The sequence below is a fragment of the Cupriavidus phytorum genome (assembly GCF_003254285.1).
Taxonomy (GTDB): domain Bacteria; phylum Pseudomonadota; class Gammaproteobacteria; order Burkholderiales; family Burkholderiaceae; genus Cupriavidus; species Cupriavidus phytorum.
The window spans coordinates 1-13,661 of the sequence record NZ_QKZN01000014.1; the positions used below are offsets into that span (position 1 = coordinate 1).

11 protein-coding genes are annotated in these 13,661 nt (G+C 67.9%); 4 read left to right on the plus strand and 7 right to left on the minus strand.

The genetic code is table 11. The features are described 5' to 3' along the window. Positions 1-247 precede the first annotated feature (247 nt). From C7416_RS24965 to C7416_RS24980, 4 genes are all read right to left on the minus strand, one after another. On the minus strand, positions 248-1,054 hold the full coding sequence (locus tag C7416_RS24965; protein WP_111521373.1) for a BPSS1780 family membrane protein: 807 nt from the start codon (positions 1,052-1,054) through the stop codon (positions 248-250). Between the two features lie 5 nt (positions 1,055-1,059). Further along, positions 1,060-2,064 carry a homoserine kinase gene (locus C7416_RS24970; RefSeq protein ID WP_111521374.1) on the minus strand — a complete coding sequence of 335 codons (1,005 nt, stop codon included), beginning with the start codon at positions 2,062-2,064 and terminating at the stop codon, positions 1,060-1,062. A 129-nt stretch (positions 2,065-2,193) separates the two neighbouring features. After that, on the minus strand, positions 2,194-2,628 hold the full coding sequence (locus C7416_RS24975) for a membrane protein (protein ID WP_026163868.1): 435 nt from the start codon (positions 2,626-2,628) through the stop codon (positions 2,194-2,196). Positions 2,629-2,856: 228 nt separating this feature from the next. Further along, positions 2,857-3,807 carry an LOG family protein gene (locus tag C7416_RS24980; protein WP_240988180.1) on the minus strand — a complete coding sequence of 317 codons (951 nt, stop codon included), beginning with the start codon at positions 3,805-3,807 and terminating at the stop codon, positions 2,857-2,859. 4 nt (positions 3,808-3,811) lie between these two features. Here C7416_RS24980 and polA point away from each other — a divergent pair, with 4 nt between their 5' ends. From polA to C7416_RS25000, 4 genes are all read left to right on the plus strand, one after another. Further along, complete coding sequence (polA, locus tag C7416_RS24985; RefSeq protein WP_111521375.1) at positions 3,812-6,631, plus strand: DNA polymerase I; 2,820 nt, start codon at positions 3,812-3,814, stop codon at positions 6,629-6,631. A 201-nt stretch (positions 6,632-6,832) separates the two neighbouring features. Then, positions 6,833-8,158 carry an NAD(P)/FAD-dependent oxidoreductase gene (locus tag C7416_RS24990; protein WP_111521376.1) on the plus strand — a complete coding sequence of 442 codons (1,326 nt, stop codon included), beginning with the start codon at positions 6,833-6,835 and terminating at the stop codon, positions 8,156-8,158. Between the two features lie 136 nt (positions 8,159-8,294). Then, positions 8,295-9,173 (plus strand): dienelactone hydrolase family protein, encoded by an 879-nt coding sequence (locus C7416_RS24995; protein ID WP_111521377.1) that lies wholly within the window; start codon positions 8,295-8,297, stop codon positions 9,171-9,173. Positions 9,174-9,298: 125 nt separating this feature from the next. Beyond that, on the plus strand, positions 9,299-10,195 hold the full coding sequence (locus C7416_RS25000) for a ZIP family metal transporter (protein WP_111521378.1): 897 nt from the start codon (positions 9,299-9,301) through the stop codon (positions 10,193-10,195). Between the two features lie 4 nt (positions 10,196-10,199). Here the strand turns inward: C7416_RS25000 and C7416_RS25005 are convergent, their stop codons facing one another. The 3 genes from C7416_RS25005 to C7416_RS25015 form a co-directional block, all read right to left on the minus strand. Then, positions 10,200-11,066: a sulfurtransferase gene (locus C7416_RS25005; protein ID WP_111521379.1), complete on the minus strand. Its 867-nt coding sequence runs from the start codon at positions 11,064-11,066 to the stop codon at positions 10,200-10,202. A gap of 54 nt (positions 11,067-11,120) precedes the next feature. Beyond that, entirely contained in the window at positions 11,121-12,044 is a 924-nt protein-coding gene (locus tag C7416_RS25010; protein ID WP_062801305.1) for a DMT family transporter, read from the minus strand. A gap of 175 nt (positions 12,045-12,219) precedes the next feature. Then, positions 12,220-13,323, minus strand: coding sequence for an aromatic ring-hydroxylating oxygenase subunit alpha (locus tag C7416_RS25015; protein ID WP_111521380.1), 1,104 nt, complete (start codon positions 13,321-13,323; stop codon positions 12,220-12,222). Between the last annotated feature and the right edge of the window lie 338 nt (positions 13,324-13,661).

Consider the following 13,661-nt stretch of genomic DNA (forward strand, 5'->3'; position numbering starts at 1 on the left):
ACTCATGGTGTCTCGGGCGCTCCACGGCATGGTTCGTTCTCCCGGGCAGATATCTGCCCGGGAGTGTCAACCATGTCCTCGCACACCTGTCACCTTTGTCCCCGGTCCATACAGCGGGAGAGGGGCCGGGGGAGAGGGCAGGCGCTGGCAATAGCGACGCGCTTTACTGCGTGGGCGCTCCCGCCCTCTCCCCAACCCTCTCCCGCAAGCGGGAGAGGGAGTACCCCATCGCGTAGCGAGCGTTTTTTCAGACGCCCGGCGTAGCCGGCGCCGCCGGCTCTACCCCCGGCGGGGTCACGTTGAAGCAGCCGCGGTACGTCGCATAGAACGAGCAGTACAAGATCGCCAGCATCAGCAGCGAATACGGCGTGACCAGGAACGACAGCACCGTCTCGGCGCCAAAGGCGCTGAACACCGCCTCCAGGAAGAACGGGATCGCCACCAGCAGCATCGCGAACAGCACCGCGTAGGTGAAGAACGCGCCGCGGTTGCGCCAGCATGCGGTCCAGCTGAAGAACAGCGCCTTGACCGGCGGCACGCCGTGCCACGCCGCCAGCAGCGGCGCGAACCAGAACATCATTGCGATCGGCGTGTACAACAGCGCGCCGATCAGCATGGCGTAGTACAGCTGGCGCACCGCCTCGGCGGTCGGCGCTTCTTCCTTCAGCACGATCGGCACCAGCGCGCTCATGTCGACCACCGCGCCGGCGATCAGCCCGAGAATGAACACCAGCCCGGCGTAGATGCCGCCCAGCACCAGCAGGTTGCGCGTGGCTTCCTTGCCGTTGGCGCGGAAGCCCGCCAGCAGCACGGTGGGCAGCACCCGCTTGTTCTGGATCACGTCGCGGCACGCGGTCATCACGCCGACCGACAGGCCGGGCGTGACCACCAGCAGCGCGATGATGCCGATCAGCGGCACCACGATGGCCAGCTGCGCGGCGATCAGGTAGACGAACAGCAGCATCAGGAAGGTCAGCGGGTTCTTGCGGAACAGCCAGATGCCCTGGCGGAACCAGGTGTAGCCTTCCTTGGCAGGGACTTCCAGTAGTTGCATACGGGTCAGATCCAGGGGAGCGGGGCGCTCTCGGGGTTCGCGGGTTGTGCGTCCAGGCGCCGGCGGAGGATGCGTTCGAAATGGGTCGGATCGTGGGGCTGCAGCATGTCGGCCTCGCGCGGCAGGTAGAAGTCCCACAGTCGCGACACCCAGAAGCGCAGCGCGCCCGCGCGCAGCATGTCCTGCCAGTGCGCGGCCTCGGTCTCGGTCAGCGGCCTGACCGCATGATAAGCCCGCAGCAGCGCCTGCGCCCGCGCGGGGTCGAGTTCGCCGGTGGCCAGGTCGATGCACCAGTCGTTGACGGTGACCGCCACGTCGAACAGCCACTTGTCGTTGCCGGCGAAGTAGAAATCGAAGAAGCCGCCCAGCCGGTGGCGGCCGCTGGCGTCTTCCTCGAACAGCGCGTTGTCGCGGAACAGGTCGCAGTGGCACGGGCCTTCGCCCAGGCTGGCATACGCCGCGCTGGCGAAGAACGCCGCCTGGTGGGCGATTTCCCGCTGCAGCAGCGTGCGCTGGCCGGCATCGAGGAAGGGCAGGATCTCGCGCTCGGTCTGCTGCCACCAGGGCAGGCTGCGCAGGTTGGGCTGGCGGCGCGGGTAGTCGGCGCCGGCCAGGTGCATGCGCGCCAGCATGTCGCCGACCTCGGCGCAGTGCTGCGCGTCGGGCGCCAGCTGCGACGCGCCGGGCAGGCGCGTGACGATGGTGGCGGGCTTGCCCTTGAGCGGGCGCAGGATCTCGCCGTCGCGCGCCGGGATCGGCGCGGGCACGCGGATGCCGCGCTCGGCCAGGTGCGCCATCAGGTGCAGGTAATAGGGCAGCTGCGCGAACGACAGCCGCTCGAAGATAGTCAGCACGTACTGGCGCGTCTGGCCCTCGTGCTCCATGGTGAGGAAGAAATTGCTGTTCTCGATGCCCGAGGCGATGCCGCGCAGGTCGCGCACTTCGCCAAGGTCGAAATCCAGCAGCCAGCGTGCGATCTCGTCCTGCGAGACCGTGGTGAATACGGCCATACTCGTTGTGTGATGCGAATCGGAAAGCGGCGGGCGCCAGTTCCGGACAAAATCCGGGCCGCCGCCGCGGCATGACTGCCGGAGGGCCGGCGCGGCCTGGCGTTCAGGCCAGGCCGTGGGCAAGCGGGTTCAGAACTTCAGGTTGACCGAAGGCACGCGGTTGACGTCGTGCTCGCGGATCTTGGGCGAGCTGTCTTCCGGCTTGCTCATCTCGTACCTGGTGCCGAAGCCCGACCTGACCTGGATGTCGGTGGCGCGTCCCTTGTCGCGGTACTCGCGCACCTGGGTGCCATCGCGTTCGTTCAGCTGGAAGCTCGGCTGGCGCGGCTGGTTCAGCTGCGACCTGGCGGCCGGGGCAATCGGCTGGTTGTTGATCTGGTTCAGTTCCTGCTGGGTCAGCGCATTGCTTTCCTGCGCGACGGCCCAGCCGGACGCCAGCGCCAGTGCGGCGGCCACTGCCGCGGCCAGGCCGGACACGGGCCGCCTGGCAGGCGATTCAGGCTCGCCGGCCACGGCGGCGGCGCGCGTGGACCGGACCGGGCGGACGGGGGAAGGGGAGGTCATCAGGTGCTCCTGTGCGGGCTGCGGCGCAAGCGGCACGCAGCGCCGCGGCATGCGGCGGTTGGACTGCAACCCGGCGACGCCGGGCTTGGCAGACGGACAGGTTCCATTCTAGCAATTCCTGTCCCGCACAGGCCGCCGCCGTGCCCCGGGGGGCACCTGCGCCACGGTGCCGGGTGGCGCATGCGTGGCCGTGGCGTCCTGGCGACCCCCGGACCACGGAGACCGGCCTTACAGGTAGAACATCTCTTCCTTCGGCGGGATCGGCTTGTCGCCGCCGCGCTGCTCGTAATAGTCGTAGACCGCTTCCAGCACTTCGTGCGGCTCGTCGACGATCTTCATCAGGTCCAGGTCGTGCTCGGCGATCAGGCCCATCGGCAGCAGCGTGAAGCGGAACCAGTCCAGCAGGCCCTTCCAGAAGCGGCTGCCGAACATGATCACCGGCACCGAGCGCGACTTGCCGGTCTGCACCAGCGTCAGCACCTCGGCCAGCTCGTCGAGCGTGCCGAAGCCGCCCGGCATCACGATAAAGGCATCGGAATTCTTGACGAAGGTGACCTTGCGGGTGAAGAAGTGGCGGAAGCGCATGGCAATGTCCTGGTACGGATTGCCCTGCTGCTCGTGCGGCAGTTCGATGTTCAGGCCGACGCTGGCCGACTTGCCCGCGTGCGCGCCCTTGTTGGCCGCTTCCATGATGCCGGGGCCGCCGCCGGAGATCACGGCAAAGCCGGCGTCCGAGAACAGCCGCGCGATCTCGATGGTGCGCTGGTAGTAGGGGGAGTCCTCACGCAGGCGCGCGCTGCCGTAGATCGACACCGCCGGGCGGATCTCTGACAGGTACTCGGTGGCCTCGATGAACTCTGCCATAATCGTGAACATTTGCCACGAGGCGCGCGCCTTCTTTGCGGTCGCGCGGTCTTCGTCGGCCAGCGCACGCAGGCTGGGGATCATCTTGCGCGGATTGGCGCGCGCCGCCGCAGCAGCAGCCTTTTCAGCAGCAACTTCTGGCGGATTGCCGGCGGCGGCGGCGGCATCGGCCGCAGCGGCAATGGCCGCGGCGTGCTCGGAGGCAGCCTCCGGCGGCGGTTGTACGGTATCGCCGGAGATATCAGCAACATCCGGGTCAGCAAGGGGGGCGGTCGAGGCACCGCCTGCAGCGGCACCAGTCAATTTTGAGTCCATGGGAATGTCGGATAGTCCAAAAACACTCTTGCTCGTCGATGGATCGAGCTATCTGTATCGCGCTTATCACGCTTTGCCGGACCTGAGGAATGGGGAGGGTCTGCCCACAGGGGCAATCTACGGCATGATCAACATGCTGCGCAAGTTGCGCAACGACTACCCGGCAGAGTATAGCGCCTGCGTGTTCGACGCGAAGGGCAAGACGTTCCGCGACGACATGTATCCGGCCTACAAGGAGCACCGCCCGTCGATGCCCGAGGACCTGGCGCGCCAGATCGAGCCGATCCACGAGGCCGTGCGCGCGCTGGGCTGGCCGATCGTGGTGGTCGACGGCGTCGAGGCCGACGACGTGATTGGCACATTGTCGCGCCAGGCCATGGACCAGGGCGTGCGCACGGTGGTGTCGACCGGCGACAAGGACCTGGCGCAGCTGGTCAACGAGCACGTCACGCTGGTCAACACCATGAGCGGCGAGGTGCTCGATCCTGCCGGCGTGGTGGCCAAGTTCGGCGTGCCGCCCGAGCGCATCATCGACTATCTGTCGCTGATCGGCGATGCCGTCGACAACGTGCCGGGCGTGCCCAAGGTCGGCCCCAAGACCGCGGTCAAATGGCTGGCCGAGCATGGCTCGCTCGACGGCGTGATCGCGGCCGCGCCCGGCATCAAGGGCGTGGTCGGAGAGAACCTGCGCAACACGCTGGAATGGCTGCCGATGGCGCGCCGCCTGGTGACGGTCAAGACCGACTGCGACCTGAGCAAGTCGGTTGCGGATTTCCACGCGCTGCGCGAGACCGGCGAGGACAAGGAACAGCTGGTGGCGTTCTTCCAGCGCTATGGCTTCAAGACCTGGCTGCGCGAGGCCACCGGCGAAAGCCTGCCCGATGCGCGCGCCCAGGCCCGCGCCCGCGCCGCGGCCAGCGCGCCCGCGCAGGGTGGCCTGTTCGATGCGCCGGCGCCGTCGGCCGATGCCATCGCGGCGCCGGCCGAGGACGCGGCGCCCACCGAGATCCGCTACGAGACTGTCACCAGCGCGGGCGTGCTGGAAGACTGGCTGCGGCGCATCGAGTCGGCGCCGCTGGTGGCGATCGATACCGAGACCACCTCGCTCGATCCGATGCAGGCGCAGCTGGTCGGCATCTCGCTGTCGGCGGCGCCGGGCGAGGCCTGCTATATCCCGGTGGCGCACCGCGGCCCGGACGTGGCCGGCCTGCCCGAGCACGGCCAGCTTGCGCGCGAGTTCGTGCTGGAACGCATGCGCGCCTGGCTGGAAGATGCCGGCCGCCCCAAGCTCGGCCAGAACCTGAAGTACGACGTCCATGTGTTCGCCAACCACGGCATCAGGCTGCGCGGCATTGCACACGACACCATGCTGCAGAGCTACGTGCTGGCGTCGCACCGCAACCACGGCATGGACAGCCTGGCCGAGCGCCTGCTGAGCCTGAAGACCATCACCTACGAAGAGGTGTGCGGCAAGGGTGCGAGCCAGATCGGCTTCGACCAGATCGACCTGGCCCGCGCCACCGAGTACGCCGCCGAGGATGCCGACGTGACGCTGCGCCTGCATCGCAGGATGTTCCCGCAGGTCGAGGCCGCGGCCGGGCTGCGGCGGGTCTATGAAGAGATCGAGATGCCGGTCTCGGTGGTGCTGCAGAAGGTCGAGCGCAACGGCGTGCTGATCGACGCCGAACGCCTGGCCGCGCAGAGCGCCGAGCTGGGCCAGCGCATGCTGGCGCTGGAGCAGTCGGCCTACGAGGCCGCGGGCCAGTCGTTCAACCTGGGTTCGCCCAAGCAGATCGGCGAGATCCTGTTCAACCAGATGAAGCTGCCGGTGGTGAAGAAGACCGCCAGCGGCGCGCCCTCGACCGACGAAGAGGTGTTGCAAAAGCTGGCCGAGGACTACCCGCTGCCCAAGCTGCTGCTGGACTACCGCGGCCTGTCCAAGCTCAAGTCCACCTACACCGACAAGCTGCCGAAGATGGTCAACCCGCAGACCGGGCGTGTGCACACCAGCTACGGCCAGGCCACCGCGGTGACCGGGCGGCTGGCGTCGACCGAGCCCAACCTGCAGAACATCCCGGTGCGCACCGAGGAGGGCCGCCGCATCCGCGAAGCCTTTATCGCCGAGCCGGGCAGCGTGATCGTGTCGGCCGACTATTCGCAGATCGAGCTGCGCATCATGGCCCATATCTCGGGCGACGAGAACCTGCTGCGCGCCTTTGCCAACGGCGAGGACATCCACCGCGCCACCGCCGCCGAGATCTTCGGCGTCGAGCGCGACGCCGTCAGCAGCGAGCAGCGCCGCTACGCCAAGGTGATCAACTTCGGCCTGATCTACGGCATGAGCGCGTTCGGCCTGGCCAGCAACCTCGGCATCGAGCGCGAGGCCGCCAAGCACTATATCGACCGCTACTTCATGCGCTATCCGGGCGTGGCCCACTACATGGAAGAGACCCGGCAGACCGCGCGCGAGCAGGGCTATGTCGAGACCGTGTTCGGCCGCCGGCTGTGGCTGCCCGATATCAACGGCGGCAGCGGCCCGCGCCGCCAGGCCGCCGAACGCGCCGCCATCAACGCGCCGATGCAGGGCACCGCGGCCGACCTGATCAAGCTGTCGATGATCGCGGTGCAGGACTGGCTGGAGCGCGACGGCCTGCAGACGCGCCAGATCATGCAGGTGCACGATGAACTGGTGCTGGAAGTACCCGAGCACGAGCTGGAACTGGTCAAGGCGCGCCTGCCCGAGCTGATGTGCACGGTGGCCGAGCTGCGCGTGCCGCTGGTGGCCGAAGTCGGCAGCGGCGCCAACTGGGAAGAAGCGCACTGAGGCTGCCCCGGGCCTCCCCTGGCGAGCCGGCGGTCCGGCCGGCTCGCTGCCCCTGCTTGGTGGTATCGAATGAAGCGACTGCTGAGTCAGCGTGCCGCGCTTGCCAGCAATGCTGCAATGCAGCAGACTGTGGCAAACGCCTCGGTAACGCCTCGGTAAGCGCCTCAGGCAAAGAATTTACAAAAACGCAGCAGGTAGACCATGACAGAAACAAGGACGCACCGCATCGTCGTCGTCGGCGGCGGAGCAGGGGGGCTGGAACTGGTAACGAAGCTGGGCGACAAGCTCGGCCGCAAGGGCGCGGCGCACGTGGTGCTGGTGGACCGCCTGCCCACCCATATCTGGAAACCGCTGCTGCATGAAGTCGCCGCCGGCAGCATGGATCCCAACACCCACCAGCTCGAATACGCGGCGCAGGCGCGCTGGCATCATTTCGAGTTCCAGCAGGGCGAGCTGACCGGCATCGACCGCACCCGCAAGACCATCTCGGTGTCGGCCTGCGTCGACCAGGACGGCGCCGAGCTGCTGCCCGCGCGGGAACTGCCGTACGACACGCTGGTGCTGGCGATCGGCTGCGTCACGCATTTCTTCGGCGTGCCGGGCGCCGCCGAGCACGCCATTGCGCTCGACACCGTGGCCCAGGCCGAGCGCTTCCGCAAGCGGCTGATCGCGGCCTGCGTGCGCGCCCAGAACGGCCGCGGCCGCGTGGATGGCGACGGCCGGCCGCGCGTCGACGTGGCCATCATCGGCGCCGGCGCCACCGGCGTCGAGCTGTCGGCGGAGCTGCGCAACACCGCGCATGTGCTCAGCGCCTACGGCCTGCACCGGCTCGACCCGCGCCGCGACGTGCGCATCCATGTGATCGAGGCCGGCCCGCGCATCCTGCCGGCGCTGTCCGAGCGGGTCTCGGCCGAGACCGCCAAGCTGCTCAGGAAGCTCGATGTCGACGTCTTCACCAGCGAGCGCGTGACCGAAGTCACGCCGCAGGCCGTGCTGACCGCCAGCGGCAAGACCATCGATGCGGACCTGACGGTGTGGGCCGCCGGTATCACCGCGCCCGCGGTGCTGGCCAGCCTGGGCCTGCCGGTCAGCCGCCAGGGCCAGATCGTGGTCGGCCCGACGCTGCAGAGCGAGGGCGACCCGGACATCTTCGCCTTTGGCGATTGCGCCAGCTGTCCGTGGCCGGAGAAGCAGACCTCGGTGCCGCCCCGCGCGCAGGCCGCGCACCAGCAGGCCACCTTCCTCTACGAGGCGCTGTGCGCGCGGCTGGCGGGGCGGCCGCTGCCGCAGTTTGCCTTCAAGGACTTCGGCTCGCTGGTGTCGCTGGGGCACTTCAGCGCGGTGGGCAGCCTGATGGGCGGGCTGATCGGCGGCTCGATGTTTATCGAAGGGCTGATGGCGCGCTTCATGTACACCTCGCTGTACCGGATGCATGTGATGGCGCTGCACGGCGCGGTCGGGATGGCGCTGGACACCGTCTCGCACTGGCTGCGCAGCAAGACCAGTCCGCGCGTCAAGCTGCACTGACGCATGGCCGGCCCGGACCCCCGCTTGTGGGTGGGGGCGCCGGCGGGCCTGCGCCGCCATGTTTTCTCCATGTCTGCTTAAAATCGGGCGCGGGCGCCGCGTGGCGGCCCAGCCACCAACGATCCTGGAGACAAGCATGCTCAAACCAGAAGTGGACAGCCTGGTCCCCGGCCAGACCTTCGACCGCCGCGGCTTCGTCAAGACCGCGCTGGGTTCCGCCTTTGCGGCCGCCGCCCTGCCGGTGATGGCCCAGCAGGCGATCAAGACCGATTTTTCCGGCCTGAACGCGGGCGAGGTCACGATTGCGTCGGGCGGCTTCAGCATGCCGGCCTACCGGGCCCAGCCGGAAGGCAAGAAAAACCTGCCGGTGGTGCTGGTGATCAGCGAGATCTTCGGCGTGCACGAGCATATTGCCGATGTGTGCCGGCGCTTTGCCAAGCAGGGCTACCTGGCGATCGCGCCCGAGCTGTTCGCGCGCCAGGGCGATCCGCAGAGCTTCGGCACGATCCAGGAACTGCAGCGCGAGGTGATCGCCAAGGTGCCCGACGCGCAGGTGATGGGCGACCTGGATGCCGCCGTGGCCTGGGCCGGCGCCAACGGCGGCGACGTCTCGCGCCTGGCCATCACCGGTTTCTGCTGGGGCGGCCGCATAACCTGGCTCTACGCCGCGCACAGCCAGCGCCTGAAGGCCGGCGTGGCCTGGTACGGCCAGCTGGCGCCCGAGCCGACGCCGATCAAGCCGAAGAATCCCATCGACCTGGTCGGCCAGCTCCATGCGCCGGTGCTCGGCCTGTACGGCGGCAAGGACACCGGCATCCCGCTGGAGCAGGTGGACCGCATGAAGGCCGCGCTGGCATCGTCGTCCGACCCGGACGCCAAGCGCTCGCGCTTTATCGTCTATCCCGAGTCCGGCCATGCCTTCCATGCGGATTACCGGCCCAGCTACCGCGAGGCCGATGCCAGGGACGGCTGGCAGAAGTGCCTGGACTGGTTCCGGCAGTACGGCGTCGCCTGACCTGGCAAGCGGTCCCCGCCCCGAGCGTTGCCTGCCGGCCGACGGCAGGATTGCAAAGTCCCGGCGGATACGTACAATGCGGCCTTTGAGTTATTGCAACATTGTTGCGTTTGCCGCCCGGCGCGATGCGGGCGGAACGGCGGGGCCGCCCGGCACCGCCACCCCGGGAGCCCATCATCCATTCGACGCTTTTGTATATCCTGCTCGCCGCCACGATCTCGGGGGTGGGCAGCATCTTCGGGGCGGCGCTGCTGTCGCTGACGGTGGCGTCCCGCGTGGTCGAGCGCATGGTGAGCTTCTCGGTGGGCGTGCTGCTGGCCACCGCGCTGCTGCATTCGCTGCCCGAGGCGTTCGAGTCCGGCGCCGATCCGCGCGCGCTGTTCGGCACCTTGCTGGCCGGGCTGCTGGGTTTCTTCCTGCTGGAAAAGCTGTCGCTGCTGCGCCATTCGCACCATCACGAGGGCGACGGGCACCACCACCACCACGGCCATGACCGCGAGGAAGCGGGCCGCAGCGGCCTGACCATCCTGGTCGGCGACACCTTCCACAACTTCGCCGACGGCATCGTGATCGCGGCGGCGTTCCTGGCCGATCCGCATATCGGCGTGGTCACCGCGCTGGCGATCGCGGCGCACGAGATCCCGCAGGAGGTGGGCGACTTTATCGTGCTGCTCAACGCCGGTTTCTCCAAGGCGCGCGCCTTTGCCTTCAACCTGCTGTCGAGCCTGGCGGCGATCGCCGGCGGGGTGGTCGGGTACTTCCTGCTCGACCAGCTGAGCGGTTGGATTCCCTACGTGCTGGTGATCGCGGCCAGCAGCTTTATCTATATCGCTGTCAGCGACCTGATGCCGCAGATGCAGCGCAAGCCGCGCTGGCGCGAGTCGGCGATCCAGGTGGTGCTGGTGGCGGCGGGGATCTCGGCCATCGTCTTCATTACCAACGGCGTGCACGAAAGCCACAGCCACGGCGCTCATGGCCACGACGGGCACGCCCACGCCGCGCCCGTGGCGTCGTCACGCTAGCGGCTCAGGCCGCCCCGGTGGCCCCGGTAGCGACAGGGCGCGCCGGGTCGGCGCACCACTCGCTCCACGATCCCGGATACAGCGCCGCGCCGTCCAGGCCGGCCGCTTCCAGTGCCAGCAGGTTGTGGCAGGCCGTGACCCCCGAGCCGCACTGCATCACCGCCTGCGCGGCGGCGTGCGTGCCCAGCACCGCGCCGAATTCCGCGCGCAGCGTTTCGGCCGGCTTGAAGCGGCCTTCCGCGTCCAGGTTGTCCTTGAAGAATCGATTGACCGCCCCCGGGATATGGCCGCCGACCGGGTCCAGGGTCTCGTTCTCGCCGCGGAAGCGGTCGGGCGCGCGCGCATCGACCACCAGCAGCCGGCCCTTGTCGAGGTTGTCCACGAGTGTGTCCGCATCGACGGTCGGCACCAGCGACTTGCTGCGGCGGATCGTGCCCGGCACCTCGGGCTCTGCCGCGGCGTCGTGCTCCAGCGGCAGGCCGGCCTTGACCCAGGCGTCCTTGCCGCCATCGAGCACGGCCACGTCGTCGTGGCCAATCCAGCGCAGCAGCCACCACAGCCGCGCGGCGAACATGCCGCCCTGGGCGTCGTAGGCGACCACCGGGGTGTCGTCGTCGATGCCGAGCGCCTGCAGGCGCGCGACCAGGTCGTCGGCGTCCGGCAGCGGATGGCGGCCGTTGCGGCCGGTCTTGGGGCCGGACAGCTCGTTGTCCAGGTGCAGGTAGAAGGCGCCGGGCAAGTGGCCGGTGCGGTAGGCCTCGCGGCCGGCGGCCGGGTCGGCCAGGTCGAAGCTGCAGTCGATCACGACGCAGCGGCCGGGGCCGGCTAGCAGAGACTGCAGTGCGGTGACGGAAATCAGCGGTTTCTGCATGGGAATCCTGTAGCGAGCGGAGAAGAAATTCGGGGCGGTCGGGCTTACCGAATGCTACACCTCGGGGTGCACTTCCGCCTCCGGCGACTTGACCGGGGTGGCGGGCGTGGGCTTGGCGTCGGTGCCCTGGCGCGCGCGCATCAGCGTGGTGGCGATGCCGCTGGCGATGATCAGCCCCATGCCCAGCCACGACAGCCAGTTCAGGCGGTCGGACCAGATCAGCATGCCCCACACGCTGGAGAAGACGATGCCGGCGTATTGCAGGTTGGCGGTCAGCAGGGTGTTGCCGCGCTTGTACGCGCGGGTCATCGCGGTCTGGCCCAGCGTGGCCAGGATGCCGATCGCCAGCAGCAGGCCGGCGCCGTACCAGGTATGCGGGCTGGTGCCGCCGAGCAGCATCCACACCAGCCCGGCAATCATGCCGACCAGCGAGAAATAGAACACGATGCGGCCTTCGGGCTCGCCCAGCTGGCCAAGCTGGCGCACCTCGACATAGGCCAGCGCGGTGAAGATGCCCGAGATCAGCCCGACCAGGCCGCCGGTCAGCTGGTCCTTGCCCACCGACGGCTGCAGCAGGCAGATCACCCCGGCAAACGACAGCAGGATGGCCAGCACCAGCCGGCGGTCGGCGTTGCCGCCGGTGCCGGCCAGCGCCGCGCTGGCGCCCAGGATCAGCGCGATCCACACCGGCGACATGTAGTTCAGCGTCATCGCGGTGGCCAGCGGCAGCAGCGAGATCGAGGTGAACCACAGCATCAGCGAGGTCACGCCGAACACGCTGCGCTTGATATGCGACAGCATGTACGGGGTGCGCACCGAGACCCCGCGCGAGGACAGCAGCACCCACATGATCACCACGCTGATCAGGCCGCGGTAGAACACGATCTCGCCGGTGGTGTAGAGGTCGGACGCCAGCTTGACGCCAACCCCCATCAGCGAAAAGGCGAAGGCGGCGAACAGCATCCAGAGCGATTGCATGGCGAGGGCGCGGTGAAGCGGGCAGGAGCGAAGGAGAGAAGGCCGGCGCAAGAGCGGGGCTCTGCGGCCCCGCGTCGATCGCGCCGGACAATGATTCTAGCAGCGCACATCGCCGGCCAAAGCAAAACGGACCGCCGTGGCGGTCCGTTTCAGGTTGCCTTGTGCGCTGATCGCACTAGCCGGCGTAGGCCATGGCGCGGCGGTACCACTCGTGGAAGTGCTGCATGCCGTCTTCCATCGGCGACTGGTACGGGCCGACCTCGCTGGTGCCGCGCTTGAGCAGCGCCAGCCGACCGGCATCCATGCGTTCGGCGATCTCGTCGTCCTCGATGCAGGTTTCCATGTAGGCGGCGCGCTCGGCCTCGACGAACTCGCGCTCGAACAGCGCGATTTCCTCGGGGTAGTAGAACTCCACCACATTGCGGGTCTTGCGCGGGCCGACCGGGTGCAGCGTCGAGATCACCAGCACGTTCGGGTACCACTCCACCATGATGTTGGGGTAGTAGGTCAGCCAGATCGCGCCGTGCTTGGGCAGCACGCCGTTGTTGAAGCGCAGCACCGCGTCGTGCCATTTCTGGTACGTCGGGCTGCCGGGGCGCTTCAGGCCGGCGTGCAGGCCGACGGTCTGCACGCTATGCCATTCGCCGAACTCCCACTTGAGGTCGTCGCACGAGACGAAGCTGCCCAGCCCCGGGTGGAACGGCACGACGTGGTAGTCCTCGAGGTAGACCTCGATGAAGGTCTTCCAGTTGTAGTCGCACTCGTGCACCTCGACGTGGTCGAGCATATAGCCGTCGAAGTTCAGGTCCTGCGCCACGCCCAGCCGCGCCAGGTCGGCGCGCACGTCGCGCGGGCCCTCGAACAGCAGGCCGTTCCAGTTCTGCAGCGGCGAGCGCTTCAGGTGCAGGCAGGGCTGCTTGTCGAAATGCGGCGCGCCGAGCAGTTCGCCCTTGAGGTCGTAGGTCCAGCGGTGCAGGGGGCAGACGATGTTCTGCTTGTTGCCGCGGCCGTTCAGCATGATGGCCTGGCGATGGCGGCAGACGTTGGACATCAGCTCGACGCCGGTGGCGTTGCGCACCAGCATGCGGCCTTCGTCCTCGGCCTTGAGCGTGTGGTAGTCGCCGGTTTCCGGGACCATCAGTTCATGGCCGACATAGCCCGGGCCATTGCTGAACAGCAGTTCGAGTTCTTGTTGATGCAGCGCTTCGTCGAAGTAGACGCCGACGGGCAGTTGCGAATCAGCCGGCGCCAGGTTGAGCGCGGTGCTGAGATTGGACATTATCCCCACTCCCAGATGAACAGGTGAAAGCAGTGAACAACCCAACCATCGAAAATGGAATCGATTTGGGAAAGACTGCCGCCCGGTTGGATGCGCTGGCAACCCCTGGCGGCGAACGAAAGATTGTACCCGACCCAAAAAGTTAAGGGACTGATTTTTTTGCCTTTTTAGCGAAAAAGTCGACCCGGGTCGTCATCGGGGTGCCGTAGCGGCCGCATTCGGAAAGACGACCCGAACGCACAAGTCACTTCTGCTTCGGAAGCACCCGCTCGGGGCACGGTATCCCCCGGCAAGATGGGGGCAGGCCCGCGCTTTGGCGTAAAATCCGGGCTTCCCCA

Bases quoted from the DNA above. Each gene is read 5' to 3' on its own strand.
- C7416_RS24995 (WP_111521377.1), top strand. From the start codon at position 8,295: ATGCTCAAACCAGAAGTGGACAGCCTGGTCCCCGGCCAGACCTTCGAC.
- C7416_RS25005 (WP_111521379.1), bottom strand. From the start codon at position 11,066: ATGCAGAAACCGCTGATTTCCGTCACCGCACTGCAGTCTCTGCTAGCC.
- C7416_RS25015 (WP_111521380.1), bottom strand. From the start codon at position 13,323: ATGTCCAATCTCAGCACCGCGCTCAACCTGGCGCCGGCTGATTCGCAA.
- C7416_RS24990 (WP_111521376.1), top strand. From the start codon at position 6,833: ATGACAGAAACAAGGACGCACCGCATCGTCGTCGTCGGCGGCGGAGCA.
- C7416_RS24980 (WP_240988180.1), bottom strand. From the start codon at position 3,807: ATGGACTCAAAATTGACTGGTGCCGCTGCAGGCGGTGCCTCGACCGCC.
- C7416_RS24975 (WP_026163868.1), bottom strand. From the start codon at position 2,628: ATGACCTCCCCTTCCCCCGTCCGCCCGGTCCGGTCCACGCGCGCCGCC.
- polA (WP_111521375.1), top strand. From the start codon at position 3,812: ATGTCGGATAGTCCAAAAACACTCTTGCTCGTCGATGGATCGAGCTAT.
- C7416_RS24965 (WP_111521373.1), bottom strand. From the start codon at position 1,054: ATGCAACTACTGGAAGTCCCTGCCAAGGAAGGCTACACCTGGTTCCGC.
- C7416_RS25010 (WP_062801305.1), bottom strand. From the start codon at position 12,044: ATGCAATCGCTCTGGATGCTGTTCGCCGCCTTCGCCTTTTCGCTGATG.
- C7416_RS24970 (WP_111521374.1), bottom strand. From the start codon at position 2,064: ATGGCCGTATTCACCACGGTCTCGCAGGACGAGATCGCACGCTGGCTG.
- C7416_RS25000 (WP_111521378.1), top strand. From the start codon at position 9,299: ATGCGGGCGGAACGGCGGGGCCGCCCGGCACCGCCACCCCGGGAGCCC.